This window comes from Streptomyces sp. NRRL F-2664 (assembly GCF_000719345.1).
Classification (GTDB): Bacteria; Actinomycetota; Actinomycetes; order Streptomycetales; family Streptomycetaceae; genus Streptomyces.
This window is the reverse complement of the sequence record NZ_JOFX01000004.1, coordinates 99,175-112,126: the sequence shown is the minus strand read 5'-3', so window position 1 is coordinate 112,126 and position 12,952 is coordinate 99,175. Positions and strand designations below refer to the sequence as shown.

At 70.7% G+C, this 12,952-nt stretch carries 10 protein-coding genes and 2 tRNA genes; 10 read left to right on the top strand and 2 right to left on the bottom strand.

Translation table 11 applies throughout. From position 1 onward, the window contains the following. Positions 1 to 226: 226 nt before the first annotated feature. The 6 genes from gyrB to IF89_RS0106375 all read left to right on the top strand — a co-directional run bounded on the left by gyrB (position 227) and on the right by IF89_RS0106375 (position 7,434). On the top strand, positions 227 to 2,248 hold the full coding sequence (gyrB, locus tag IF89_RS0106400) for a DNA topoisomerase (ATP-hydrolyzing) subunit B (RefSeq protein ID WP_030762470.1): 2,022 nt from the start codon (positions 227 to 229) through the stop codon (positions 2,246 to 2,248). Between the two features lie 42 nt (positions 2,249 to 2,290). After that, positions 2,291 to 4,897, top strand: coding sequence for a DNA gyrase subunit A (gyrA, locus tag IF89_RS0106395; protein WP_030762467.1), 2,607 nt, complete (start codon positions 2,291 to 2,293; stop codon positions 4,895 to 4,897). 3 nt (positions 4,898 to 4,900) lie between these two features. Then, entirely contained in the window at positions 4,901 to 5,533 is a 633-nt protein-coding gene (locus IF89_RS0106390) for a DUF3566 domain-containing protein (RefSeq protein ID WP_078628124.1), read from the top strand. 117 nt (positions 5,534 to 5,650) lie between these two features. Continuing rightward, positions 5,651 to 5,724, top strand: a tRNA-Ile gene (locus IF89_RS0106385). Between the two features lie 145 nt (positions 5,725 to 5,869). After that, positions 5,870 to 6,004 carry a DLW-39 family protein gene (locus IF89_RS47510; RefSeq protein WP_208809277.1) on the top strand — a complete coding sequence of 45 codons (135 nt, stop codon included), beginning with the start codon at positions 5,870 to 5,872 and terminating at the stop codon, positions 6,002 to 6,004. A gap of 119 nt (positions 6,005 to 6,123) precedes the next feature. Next, complete coding sequence (locus IF89_RS0106375; protein ID WP_043193153.1) at positions 6,124 to 7,434, top strand: hypothetical protein; 1,311 nt, start codon at positions 6,124 to 6,126, stop codon at positions 7,432 to 7,434. Here the strand turns inward: IF89_RS0106375 and IF89_RS0106370 are convergent. Together IF89_RS0106370 and IF89_RS0106365 are read right to left on the bottom strand one after the other, a co-directional pair. Further along, the gene (locus IF89_RS0106370) at positions 7,421 to 8,713 is read right to left on the bottom strand and encodes a serine/threonine-protein kinase (protein WP_030762459.1); all 1,293 of its coding nucleotides are present in this window, start codon (positions 8,711 to 8,713) and stop codon (positions 7,421 to 7,423) included. The two genes, IF89_RS0106375 and IF89_RS0106370, sit on opposite strands and share 14 nt — an antisense overlap. A 44-nt stretch (positions 8,714 to 8,757) precedes the next feature. After that, on the bottom strand, positions 8,758 to 9,306 hold the full coding sequence (locus tag IF89_RS0106365; protein ID WP_030762456.1) for a helix-turn-helix domain-containing protein: 549 nt from the start codon (positions 9,304 to 9,306) through the stop codon (positions 8,758 to 8,760). Positions 9,307 to 9,467: 161 nt separating this feature from the next. Between IF89_RS0106365 and IF89_RS0106360 the strand changes: the two genes are divergently transcribed. The 4 genes from IF89_RS0106360 (at position 9,468) to IF89_RS49000 (ending at position 12,872) form a co-directional block, all read left to right on the top strand. After that, positions 9,468 to 9,540, top strand: a tRNA-Ala gene (locus IF89_RS0106360). A 383-nt stretch (positions 9,541 to 9,923) separates the two neighbouring features. Then, a complete protein-coding gene (locus IF89_RS0106355) occupies positions 9,924 to 10,937 on the top strand; it encodes a ScbA/BarX family gamma-butyrolactone biosynthesis protein (protein ID WP_030762453.1) in 1,014 nt (337 codons plus the stop codon). 42 nt (positions 10,938 to 10,979) lie between these two features. Beyond that, positions 10,980 to 11,636: an HAD family hydrolase gene (locus IF89_RS0106350; RefSeq protein WP_234327676.1), complete on the top strand. Its 657-nt coding sequence runs from the start codon at positions 10,980 to 10,982 to the stop codon at positions 11,634 to 11,636. A gap of 27 nt (positions 11,637 to 11,663) precedes the next feature. Beyond that, positions 11,664 to 12,872 carry a cytochrome P450 gene (locus IF89_RS49000; RefSeq protein WP_030762447.1) on the top strand — a complete coding sequence of 403 codons (1,209 nt, stop codon included), beginning with the start codon at positions 11,664 to 11,666 and terminating at the stop codon, positions 12,870 to 12,872. The last annotated feature ends 80 nt before the right edge of the window (positions 12,873 to 12,952 follow it).

Genomic DNA, 12,952 nt, shown 5'->3' with positions numbered 1-12,952 from the left:
GCTGGGTGCCCGCGTGAGCCTCTTTGAGCCCCTCCCCGGATGTGGGGAGTCGGAGAGAGGAGGTTCAGGGCGGCACATGCGTACTCAGGTACCAGCAAACCCCCATTCATGTCCGTGGTACCGGTAGACTGGAGGAAATCCCGCCCGTTTGCGGGATCACGCAGACAACGCAGATCGACGCGGCCGCTCCGCTGGCGCACTCGCTGGGTCCGGAGTACGGGCTGCGCTGTGCCAGAAAGGGCGCTTCGTGGCCGATTCCGGCGACTCCAACGAGAAGAATTACGACGCCAGTGCGATCCAGGTCCTCGAGGGCCTGGACGCGGTCCGCAAGCGGCCGGGTATGTACATCGGCTCGACGGGTGAGCGTGGTCTGCACCACCTCGTCTACGAGGTCGTCGACAACTCGGTCGACGAGGCGCTGGCCGGGCACGCGGACACCATCGACGTGACGATCCTCGCCGACGGCGGGGTCCGCGTCGTGGACAACGGCCGCGGTATCCCGGTCGGCATCGTTCCGTCCGAGGGGAAGCCGGCCGTCGAGGTCGTCCTGACGGTCCTGCACGCGGGCGGCAAGTTCGGCGGCGGCGGCTACGCCGTGTCCGGCGGTCTGCACGGCGTCGGCGTGTCCGTCGTGAACGCCCTGTCGACCAAGGTCGCGGTCGAGGTCAGGACGGACGGCCACCGCTGGACCCAGGACTACAAGCTGGGCGTGCCGACCGCTCCGCTGGCCAAGAACGAGGAGACGGCGGAGACGGGCACCTCGGTCACCTTCTGGGCCGACGGCGACATCTTCGAGACGACCGAGTACTCCTTCGAGACGCTGTCGCGGCGCTTCCAGGAGATGGCCTTCCTCAACAAGGGCCTCACCCTGTCGCTGACCGACGAGCGCGAGTCCGCGAAGGCGACCGTCGGCGCGGACGACCCGGACGCGGACACGGCGGAGCCCACGGCGCGCACGGTGAAGTACTACTACGAGGGCGGCATCGTCGACTTCGTGAAGTACCTCAACTCGCGCAAGGGCGAGCTGATCCACCCGACCGTCATCGACGTCGAGGCCGAGGACAAGGAGCGCATGCTCTCGGTCGAGATCGCGATGCAGTGGAACTCGCAGTACACCGAGGGCGTCTACTCCTTCGCCAACACGATCCACACGCACGAGGGCGGCACCCACGAGGAGGGCTTCCGCGCGGCGCTGACCGGTCTGGTCAACCGCTACGCGCGGGACAAGAAGCTGCTGCGCGAGAAGGACGACAACCTCGCCGGCGAGGACATCCGCGAGGGTCTGACGGCGATCATCTCGGTCAAGCTGGGCGAGCCGCAGTTCGAGGGCCAGACGAAGACCAAGCTGGGCAACACGGAGGCCAAGACCTTCGTGCAGAAGGTCGTCCACGAGCACCTGAACGACTGGTTCGACCGCAACCCGGTCGAGGCCGCGGACATCGTGCGCAAGGCGATCCAGGCGGCCGCGGCGCGCGTCGCGGCCCGGAAGGCCCGCGACCTGACGCGCCGCAAGGGCCTGCTGGAGAGCGCCTCGCTGCCGGGCAAGCTCTCCGACTGCCAGTCGAACGATCCGACCAAGTGCGAGATCTTCATCGTCGAGGGCGACTCCGCAGGCGGCAGCGCGAAGTCCGGCCGCAACCCGATGTACCAGGCCATCCTGCCGATCCGCGGCAAGATCCTGAACGTCGAGAAGGCGCGTATCGACAAGATCCTCCAGAACACCGAGGTGCAGGCGCTGATCAGCGCCTTCGGCACCGGTGTGCACGAGGACTTCGACATCGAGAAGCTCCGGTACCACAAGATCATCTTGATGGCGGACGCCGACGTCGACGGCCAGCACATCAACACCCTGCTGCTGACCTTCCTGTTCCGCTTCATGCGCCCGCTGGTCGAGGCCGGTCACGTGTACCTGTCGCGTCCGCCGCTCTACAAGATCAAGTGGGGTCGCGACGACTTCGAGTACGCCTACTCGGACCGCGAGCGCGACGCCCTGGTGGAGCTCGGCAAGCAGAACGGCAAGCGGATCAAGGAAGACTCGATCCAGCGCTTCAAGGGTCTGGGCGAGATGAACGCCGAGGAGCTGCGCGTCACCACCATGGACGTGGACCACCGCGTGCTCGGCCAGGTCACCCTCGACGACGCGGCGCAGGCCGACGACCTGTTCTCGGTGCTGATGGGTGAGGACGTCGAGGCCCGGCGCTCCTTCATCCAGCGCAACGCCAAGGACGTCCGCTTCCTCGACATCTGAGTCGGCCCGACGCTGACCGCCCGAAAGGACTTCTGACCGGCAATGGCCGACGAAACCACCCCCACCGCAGAGAATCCCGCGGACGAGGAGCCCCAGCTGCGCATCGAGCCCGTCGGGCTCGAGACGGAGATGCAGCGCTCCTACCTCGACTACGCGATGTCCGTCATCGTCTCGCGTGCGCTGCCCGACGTACGGGACGGCCTCAAGCCGGTCCACCGGCGCGTGCTGTACGCGATGTACGACGGCGGCTACCGCCCCGAGAAGGGCTTCTACAAGTGCGCCCGCGTCGTCGGCGACGTCATGGGCACCTACCACCCGCACGGTGACAGCTCGATCTACGACGCCCTGGTCCGCCTGGCCCAGCCGTGGTCGATGCGCATGCCGCTGGTGGACTCCAACGGCAACTTCGGCTCCCCGGGCAACGACCCGGCGGCCGCCATGCGCTACACCGAGTGCAAGCTGATGCCGCTGGCCATGGAGATGCTCCGGGACATCGACGAGGAGACCGTCGACTTCCAGGACAACTACGACGGCCGCAACCAGGAGCCGACGGTCCTGCCGGCCCGCTTCCCGAACCTGCTGGTCAACGGCAGCGCCGGCATCGCGGTCGGTATGGCGACCAACATCCCGCCGCACAACCTGCGCGAGGTCGCCGCCGGTGCCCAGTGGGCGCTGGAGCACCCGAACGCCACGCACGAGGAGCTGCTCGACGCGCTCATCGAGCGCATCAAGGGCCCGGACTTCCCGACCGGCGCGCTCGTCGTGGGCCGCAAGGGCATCGAGGAGGCGTACCGGACCGGCCGCGGCTCGATCACGATGCGCGCGGTGGTCGAGGTCGAGGAGATCCAGAACCGCCAGTGCCTGGTGGTCACGGAGCTGCCGTACCAGACCAACCCCGACAACCTCGCGCAGAAGATCGCCGACCTGGTCAAGGACGGCAGGATCGGCGGCATCGCCGACGTCCGTGACGAGACCTCCTCGCGGACCGGTCAGCGCCTGGTGATCGTGCTCAAGCGCGATGCCGTCGCCAAGGTCGTGCTGAACAACCTCTACAAGCACACCGACCTGCAGACGAACTTCGGCGCGAACATGCTGGCGCTGGTGGACGGCGTGCCGCGCACGCTGTCGATCGACGCCTTCATCCGCCACTGGGTGACGCACCAGATCGAGGTCATCGTCCGGCGCACGCGCTTCCGCCTGCGCAAGGCGGAGGAGCGCGCCCACATCCTGCGCGGTCTGCTCAAGGCGCTGGACGCGATCGACGAGGTCATCGCGCTGATCCGGCGCAGCAACACGGTCGAGATCGCGCGCGAGGGCCTGATGGGCCTGCTGGAGATCGACGAGATCCAGGCGAACGCGATCCTGGAGATGCAGCTGCGCCGCCTGGCCGCCCTGGAGCGGCAGAAGATCGTCGCCGAGCACGACGAGCTCCAGGCCCGGATCAACGAGTACAACGCGATCCTGGCCTCCGAGGACCGCCAGCGCTCCATCGTGAGCGAGGAACTGGCCGCGCTCGTGGAGAAGTTCGGCGACGACCGGCGCTCGAAGCTGGTGCCCTTCGACGGTGACATGTCCATGGAGGACCTGATCGCCGAAGAGGACATCGTCGTCACCATCACGCACGGCGGGTACGTCAAGCGCACCAAGACCGAGGACTACCGCTCGCAGAAGCGCGGCGGCAAGGGCGTGCGCGGCACCAAGCTGAAGCAGGACGACCTGGTCGACCACTTCTTCGTGTCCACCACGCACCACTGGCTGCTGTTCTTCACGAACAAGGGCCGGGTCTACCGGTCCAAGGCCTACGAGCTGCCGGACGCCGGCCGCGACGCGCGCGGGCAGCACGTGGCGAACCTGCTGGCCTTCCAGCCGGACGAGAAGATCGCGCAGATCCTCGCCATCCGCGACTACGAGGCCGCGCCCTACCTGATCCTGGCCACCAAGGGCGGCCTGGTGAAGAAGACGGCGCTGAAGGACTACGACTCCCCCCGTTCGGGCGGCGTGATCGCGATCAACCTCCGGGAGACCGAGGACGGCAGCGACGACGAGCTGATCGGCGCCGAGCTGGTGTCGGCCGAGGACGACCTGCTGCTGATCAGCAAGAAGGCGCAGTCGATCCGCTTCACGGCGACCGACGACGCGCTGCGTCCGATGGGCCGTGCCACGTCGGGCGTGAAGGGCATGAGTTTCCGCGAGGGGGACGAACTGCTCTCCATGAGCGTCGTCCGGCCCGGTACGTTCGTCTTCACCGCGACCGACGGCGGCTACGCCAAGCGGACGCCGGTCGACGAGTACCGCGTCCAGGGTCGTGGCGGACTGGGCATCAAGGCCGCGAAGATCGTGGAGGACCGCGGGTCGCTCGTCGGGGCGCTCGTGGTGGACGAAACGGACGAGATTCTCGCCATCACGCTCAGCGGTGGTGTGATTCGCACGCGCGTCAATGAAGTCAGGGAGACCGGCCGTGACACCATGGGCGTCCAGCTGATCAACCTGGGCAAGCGCGATGCCGTGGTCGGCATCGCCCGCAACGCCGAGGCCGGTCAGGAAGCTGACGAGGTCGAGGCCGACGAGAACGAGACCGAGGTGGCCGACGCACCGGCCGCCGAGGCCGCCGAGGGCACGCAGCCTTCGGCCGGGGAGCACGAGGAGTAAGTCGTGAGTGGAGCCACGGGCGCCGGACCGGCCAAGACTGGAGCGAACGGTGCCCGTGGCCCCGCCGCGGACTCCCAGGGGGGAACCGTGACGGACACCCGAGGACCGAAGGCGCCGGCCGAGGCGGAGACCGCCGAGGACCGTCCCGCCGAGCCCTACCAGCCGCCGCAGGCCTACGCCGCCCCCACGGGTCCGGGGGCGCCCCGGGGCGGCGGTGCGCCCGCCGCCCAGCGCAAGCCGCGTACGTCGGTCCGTACGGTCCCCAGGACGCGCAAGGCGCGGCTGCGGGTGGCCAAGGCCGACCCGTGGTCGGTGATGAAGGTCAGCTTCCTGCTGTCGATCGCGCTGGGCATCTGCACGATCGTGGCGGCGGCGGTGCTGTGGATGGTCATGGACGCGATGGGCGTCTTCTCGACCGTCGGCGGCACCATCAGCGAGGCGACCGGATCGAACGAGGGCAACGGCTTCGATCTGCAGGCGTTCATGTCGCTGCCGCGCGTGCTGATCTTCACGTCGGTGATCGCGGTGATCGACGTGGTGCTGGCGACGGCGCTGGCGACGCTGGGCGCGTTCATCTACAACCTGTCGGCGGGCTTCGTCGGCGGCGTCGAGCTCACCCTCGCCGAGGACGAGTAGGCCTCTCGGCGGAGCGCCTGCGAGGGGTCGGATGACCTGCGCAGACGCCCGCCGGGAACGGATTTTGGCCTGACCGGGTCTGTGCGCTAATCTTCAGGAGTCAGCGCGCAGCGCGGAGGGGCTATAGCTCAGTTGGTTAGAGCGCATCCCTGATAAGGATGAGGCCACAGGTTCAAATCCTGTTAGCCCCACAGTGTCGAAGACCCCCAGGCCCACGGCCTGGGGGTCTTCGCCGTTGGGCCAGTTGGTGGACCGCCAGGTCACCGATCGGTATCGGTCGGTGTGTATTGTTGGGCGCCAGAAGTCCCCTACGTCAACGAAAGACGAGGTCGCGCGGTGAAGAAGCTGCTCCTGGTCGCACTGGCCGCCATCGGCGGGCTCCTCGTGTACCGCCAGATCCAGGCGGACCGCGCCGAGCAGGACCTGTGGACGGAGGCAACCGACTCCGTGCCCTCCGGTTCCGGTGTGTGAGTCCGAAGGCTGAGTTCATGAAGCCCCGGTTGCCGCTGCGGCCGGGGCTTTGTGCTGTTCTGTGACGAAAAATTGCATTTTGCAAGGATTTGACTTGCGGTAGCAAATTCGGGGGCGTGATGGGTCGGGCACGGTCGACGGTGTGGGCTGCGGCCCTCGGCACGGTGGTGGCCGCGGTGCCCGCCACCGCCCACGCGGAGGGGAACGCTCCCCGGCCCCTGCCCGCCTACCGGACCGCCGACGGGGCCCGGCAGATCGAGGGCAGGCCCTCGACGGCGGACGCCCCGCTCATCGAGGCCGGGAACACCTACGCGGACACCATCGGCCCCGGGGACCGCCTCTACCGGCTCGTCCTGGACCAGGACGGCTCCAACGCCTACGTCTCCGCCGTGGTCCGGCCCCCGGCCGGCGCCAAGGTGACGGGCAGCGACGGCATCGAGGTCGAACTGATGACGACCGCCGGGCGCTCCTGCCCCGCGAGCACGGGCCGGTCGACCTTCGGCTACGACCCCGTGCCCCTCGCCGCCGCCGGCGTCCGCTGGGGCGCCGAGGACGCCGACTGCGCGCCCGCCGGCGTGTACTACGCGAAGGTCATCCGGACTTCGGCCAAGGACTCCGATCAGAGCCCGTGGCCGCTGGAGCTGACGGTCCAGCGCGAACCCGGGCGCGGGACGGGCGCTCCCACCACCGCGCCCTCCGGCAGGCCCACGGGAGCCCCGTCGCTGCCCGGCACCGAGGCGGTGGGCCGCGCCGGCGGCACCGGCTTCAACGACGCGCGGGCGCTGGGCGCCGGCGTGTGGCGCGACGAGCTGAGGCCCGGCCAGACGCGGTGGTACCGCGTCCCGCTGGACTGGGGACAGCAGCTCGGGCTCGGAGCCGAGCTCTCCGCGGCCCGGGTGACGAGGAAGTACAGCTCTGCCTCGGGCGGGCTGGCCGTCACCCTGTACAACCCCTACCGGGCACAGGTCGCGGACAGGAACACCTCGTACGACGGTGTGCAGGCCGGCGTCACCCTGGGACGGACCCCGCCGGTCGACTACGCGAACCGCTTCTCCGGCGACACCGGGGTCCGGCCGGTGAGCGTCGCGGGCTGGTACTACGTCGCCGTGACGATGGGCGGGAAGGTCGCCGACTTCACCGAGGACGCGGTACCCGTCCCGCTGACGCTGCGGCTGGAGGTGACGGGGGCGGCGGCCGGGGCGCCCGCCTACAAGGAGGATCCGGCCGCGGTCGGCTTCGCCGTCGGAGCCGAGGACAGGACGGCGGCGAGGGAGGGGCTCACCGCCCCGGAGGCCGCCGAGGCGGCCGGGACCCGCTCGCTGATGCGCGTCGTGGCGAGCGCCGGCTTCGGTACCGGGGCGATGCTCCTGGCCGTGCTGGGCGGCTGGGTCGTCCTCGGCCGGCGGGGGCGCGGCACTACAACCGGGTGAGGGCCCAGACGCCGACCGTGAAGCACAGCAGCGCCGCGGCGAGCAGCGAGGCCACCGCCTTCGGCGGGGGCGGGGCGAGGCGGCCGCCCGTACGGACCGGGGCGGCGGGGGTGACCGGGGCGGCGGGCGGGGGCAGGTGGAAACTGCCCGTCTCCGAAGGCCCGTACGGGGAGCCCTGCGGGGGCCCGTACGCCGGTGGGGGCACCGCGGCGGGGCCCTGCTGCGGGACGGGCGGCGCCGTGGCGGAGGCGCCACGGGGGTCGGTACGGGTGGGCTCCGCCGCCACGGCGGCCCCGGCGGTGGGAGCCTGCGCGGACGCCGCGGACGCCGCGGACGCCTGTTCGGACACGGGTGCGGAGGCGGCCCCTGCTGCACGTGCGGAGGCCGGGGCGCCCGTGCCGGTGGGGCCGTCGGGGCCGAAGCCGTCCGGGAGCGGGCCGAGTTGGTCGAACACCTCCACCGGATCCGCGTCCGGGGCGGGCTCGGGCAGCAGTTCCACCGCCGCGGCGAGGGCCTTGCGCGCCCCGGTGGCGGTACGGAAGCGGTTGCGGGGGTCGGGCTGCAGGAGGTTCGCGATGACGTCCCAGAGCGCGCCGGGGACGCCCTGCGGGGCGTCCGGGGTCCCCTGGGCGAGGAAGTGGTCCACCAGCGCCCGCGCGTCGGGCTTGGTGCCCTGGAGCAGGTACAGCGCGACCAGTCCCACGGCGAAGAGGTCCGCTGCGAAGTCGGGCTCCGCTCCCATGAGTTGCTCGGGTGCGAAATAACCCGGCGTGCCGACCACGTAGTCGGTCTCGGTCAGGCGCGGCTCGCCCTTGCGCATGGAGATGCCGAAGTCGGACAGCCGCAGGTGCGGCCGCCCGCTTCCGGTGGCCTCCATCAGGATGTTGGCCGGTTTGATGTCGCGGTGCACCACGCCTTCCGCGTGCACCGCGGCCAGGCCCGACAGGAGCTGGTCGAGCAGGGTGCACACGAAACGGGGCGGCAGGGCGCCGTAGTCCCCGATCACGTGGGCGAGGGAGCCGCCGCCGACCAGGTCCATGGTGAACAGGACCTTGTCGTCGTCGGCCGCCCAGCTGGCCGGTGCCAGTACGTGCGGGTGGTCGATCCGCAGCGCCTGCTCCCGTACGAACCGCAGGAGCGTGTGGGCGTCGCTCTGCAGGAGCACCTTGGCGGCGACATAGCGGCGACGGCGGTGGTCCCAGGCGCGCCACACGGCGCCCGCGCCCCCGCGCCCGATCGGATCGATCAACTCGTACCGGCCGGCGAAGACCTCACCCATCGCTGCGCCCGTCCCCCGTCCCCCGTTGTCCGCCGCCGTGCGTGTCAGTTCTGGTGCGCCTCGTAGTGGGCGACCGCGTCGGCGGTGCGGCCCGCTCCGTACACCCGGAGGAACTCTGCCAGTTCCGGGTGGCTGGGGGCGAGGCTGTTCGCCGCGTCGATGATGTCGCCGGCCGCGGAGACCGAGCGCAGCAGCGACTGGATCTCGCGCACCACGCGCTTGACGGTGGGTGCGCCGGAACCGGTGGTGGTCTGGCCGCTGCTGCTGAGGACGGAACCCCCCTGGGTCCTCTTGATCTCGTCCATGCGGTCGGTCGCCTCCGCCGCGCTGACGCTGCCGTCGGCCACCTGTCCGGCGAGGTCCTGGAGGGCCTGGACACGCTGGACCACGGCAGGGTTGCCGATCTTGGCGCGCTGGCCGCTCATCAGCTGGGAGAGCATGGGCGCCGACAGTCCGAGTACGGCAGCGAGACGGGCCTGGTTCAGGCCGAGGTCGTCTATGAGCCTGCGGAAGAGCGCTCCCAGCGGCTCTCCGTACCAGCTGCGCTGAAGCTCTCTGGCTCTGGCCGTGGCCTCTTGCTGCACTGCGTCCACTCTTACTACTCCCCTTCGCTGGTGCGAACCTCGCGAGCATCTTACGGAGAGTGGTCGCAGGGCGGGAGCCCTATCCTTTTGCGAGATGAGGGGGTGGACCCGGTACTCTGTTCTGCGGAACGAGGACATCCCGCGCGCGGGACCAGTGCGTCCGGTTCCTCGGGGCCTTAGCTCAGTTGGTAGAGCGCTGCCTTTGCAAGGCAGATGTCAGGAGTTCGAATCTCCTAGGCTCCACACTCAATGCCCTCCGACCTGCGAAAACGCGGGTCGGAGGGCATTTTTTCATGCCCTGCGGGCCGCCGGGCCTGCCCGACCGTCCCTCCGCCTGCGGCCCCCGGGGGCAGCGGGCGGGGGTCCGCGGTGCGATCCGGCGATCGCGGTGCCGGATCGGCGGCCGTCCGAAAGTATGGTGGATACACCTATCGACCGGAGCCCCGACCCGGCGGGCGGGCCGACCGGTGCCGGTGTCTCCGGGTCGGCTGAAGTCTCGCTAAAGCGGCGGGCATCCGGGCCGCGGGAGTGGCGTACGCCACGGTGGACGGCCCGCGGGTCAAGGTACGGTCGGATGCGTACCTCCGTTTGGAGACGTACCTGCATGCAAGAGGGGGAACTCAGCCATGTCCACGACCCTGGCCACCGAACTCAGTTACGCGAGCACCGTGACGCGGGCCCTGGTCCACCGAGCGGCCGTCTGCGAGGTGTTCCTCACGGACTCGGTCCGGGTGGCCGAGGACGCGTACCTCATCGCCGCGCAACTGCCGCGCGTGCACAGCTACTACAGCGACCAGACCACCTCGCCCGCCGTCTACGACCCGCTGCTCCTCGTCGAGGTCTTCCGCCAGGCGTCGATCTACGCCGCCCACACCTTCCTCGACGCCGCGATCGACGAGAAGTTCATCTTCAACGGCGGCGAGATGGTCGTCACCGACATCGCCGCTCTGCACATCGGCACCCGGCCGGGCCACGCGCGGATCCACGCCCGGCAGGCGGGGCTGAAGCACCGGGACGGCGTCGTCACCGGCAGCACGCTCGACATGGTCCTCACCGTGGACGGGCGTGAGGCCGCGACCATGACCACCACCTGCCAGTGGATGCCCGGCCGGGCCTGGGACCGGATGCGGGAGAAGGGCCGCGCCTCGCTCCCGCTCGCCACCGCCCGGCCCCACCACACGGGACGCCGGGTGCCCCCGGCGTCCGTGGGACGCGTCTCCCCGCACAACGTCGTGCTGTCCGAGACCGAGGTCCGCGAGCACGAGGTGCTCACCCGGATCGTCGTCGACCAGGCCAACCCGGCCCTCTTCGACCACCCGCTCGACCACATCCCGGGCGCGCTGATCTTCGAGGGCTTCCGCCAGTCCGCGGTGCACGCCGCGCACGCGCTGTTCGGGCTCTCGCCGCAGGGGCTGCTGCTCACGCGGGTGGAGACGGACTTCACCCGCTTCGGCGAGTTCGAGCTGCCGACGGACTGCCTGGTGCGGGTGGAGCAGTCGCCGACGCCGGACACGGTGGCCTTCGAGATCACCATGACCCAGGAGGACCAGATCGCGCGGGCCCGGGTGCACCTCGCCCTGACCAGCCCCATCGGCGGAGCGCTGCTGAGCCGGCTCTCCCCCGCCACCGCCGGCGCCTGAGCGCCCGTATCCCGTGTCCCGGCGAACCGAGGAGACACCGCAGTGCCCCAGCCCATGATCTGGTTCGACTTCGGCGGCGTGCTCTCACCGCCGCTCGACGAGCTCTTCGACTCGTACCACGCGCGTACGGGCATCACGCCGCGCCGACTGAAGGCCGCGCTGGCCGCGGTCGGCGCCGAACTGGGCGTCGAACCCCTGGCGCCCCTCGAACTGGCCCTGCTCACCGAGGCGGAGTGGGGACGGGCGATGGCCCGCGTGCTCGCGGAGGCCGAGCCGGGCATCGACCTGTCCCGCGCACGCTTCGAGGAGTTCGGCCGGCAGTGGTTCGAGGGGGTGCGCGCCAACCCGGTGATGGTGGCCACGGCGCTGCACGCCAAGGAGCACGGCTACCGGGTCGGGATCCTCAGCAACAACGTCGTCGAGTGGGAGCCCTACTGGCGCGCGATCGTCGCACCGGTCGGCGAGGTCGACTGCATCGTCGACTCCTGCGCGGTGGGCGTCCGCAAGCCCGACCCGGAGATCTTCCGCAGGGCGGAGAAGGAGGCGGACGTGCCCGCGGCGGAGTGCGTGCTGATCGACGACCTCGCCGAGAACTGCGCCGCGGCCCGCTCCGTCGGCTGGCGCGCGGTGCACTTCCGCAACAACGCCCGGACCGTACGCGAGCTGGCGGGCCTGACCGGGCTGCCCGCCCTCGTCTGACGCACCACTCTTCCCCACGGAGGGCACATGACCACCACCGTCACGTCCGCGGCCGTCACCGTCACGGACATACCCCACCTCGACCCCGCCCCGGCCTTCACCGTGCTCGACGAGCGCGGCCCGGGCGGCGTCCCGCTGATCCGGCTGCCGAGCGGCCACAAGGTCGCGCACCTGACCCGGTACGCCGACGTGCACAAGGTGCTGACCGACCCGGCGTCGGGCCGCACCGAGACCAACGTCGAGGACGGGCCCAGCTTCCTGCCGACCGTCATGCCGAAGGAACTCCTGCTCAACCTCGACGCCCCGCACCACGCGCGGGTCCGCGGCTTCGTCGCCGCCGACTACAGCGCCGCGGGCACCGAGCGGCTCCGCCCGGTGATCGACGAGGTGGTGGACGAGGGGATCCGGCGGTTGCGCGCCGGCACGTCCCCGGACCTGTTCACCGACCTCCTCGACCGGGTACCGGTCACCGTGAACGCGCACTTCCTGGGCTTCCCGGTCGAGGACGTCCCGTACTTCCGGCCGTCGTCGCGGATCGTGCAGATCGCCTCGCACGAGGACGTGCCGGACCTGGTGGAGCACTTCTACCGGGTGTACGGCTACGTCCAGGACCTGGTCACCGGCGCCCGCCCGGTGGTGCCCGGCGGCCTGATCGACCGCTTCCGTGCCGACCGGGACCGGGCCGAGCCGCCGATGGACGACGCCGAGCTCACCGGCATCTTCTTCGGCTCGCTGCTCGGGGGCGACCAGAACGTGGTGTCCGTACTGACCAAGTCGCTGTACGCGCTGCTCGCGGCGCCCGCACTGTGGCGCCGCCTCGCCGACGACCCCGCGATCGCCCCGCGCCTGGCGGAGGAGCTGATCCGGCTGATCCCGCTGGGGGCGATCTCCGCCTTCCCGCGGATCGCCGGCCGGGACCTGGAGACGACCGAGGGGGTCGTGGCGCGGGGCACCGTGGTCTACCCGGACGCCTTCGCCGCCAACCGGGACCCCGAGGCGTTCCCGGACCCGCTGACCGTCGACCCCGACCGGGTGCCGGCCAGGCGGCACCTGCAGTTCGGCTACGGGATGCACCACTGCATGGGTGCCGCGCTGGCCCGCATGGAGATCGTGACCGTCCTGACGCGCCTGGCCCGGGAGTTCCCGGACCTGGCTCTGGCCGTCCACCCGGCGGAGGTGCCGTGGGACGAGGGGACGGTGCTGCGGCGGCCGACGTCGCTGCCGGTGCGGTGGTGAGCCGGGGGACCGGCTGACCCGGCGGCGCCGGTAGGTGCGCAGGCAAGCGGTACAAGGGGCGGGCACGTGGTTCACGTGCC

What these genes read in the sequence shown, in the direction of transcription:
- IF89_RS49000 (WP_030762447.1), top strand. Translation starts at nt 11,664, where the DNA reads ATGACCACCACCGTCACGTCCGCGGCCGTCACCGTCACGGACATACCC.
- IF89_RS0106355 (WP_030762453.1), top strand. Translation starts at nt 9,924, where the DNA reads ATGTCCACGACCCTGGCCACCGAACTCAGTTACGCGAGCACCGTGACG.
- IF89_RS0106370 (WP_030762459.1), bottom strand. Translation starts at nt 8,713, where the DNA reads ATGGGTGAGGTCTTCGCCGGCCGGTACGAGTTGATCGATCCGATCGGG.
- gyrA (WP_030762467.1), top strand. Translation starts at nt 2,291, where the DNA reads ATGGCCGACGAAACCACCCCCACCGCAGAGAATCCCGCGGACGAGGAG.
- IF89_RS0106375 (WP_043193153.1), top strand. Translation starts at nt 6,124, where the DNA reads ATGGGTCGGGCACGGTCGACGGTGTGGGCTGCGGCCCTCGGCACGGTG.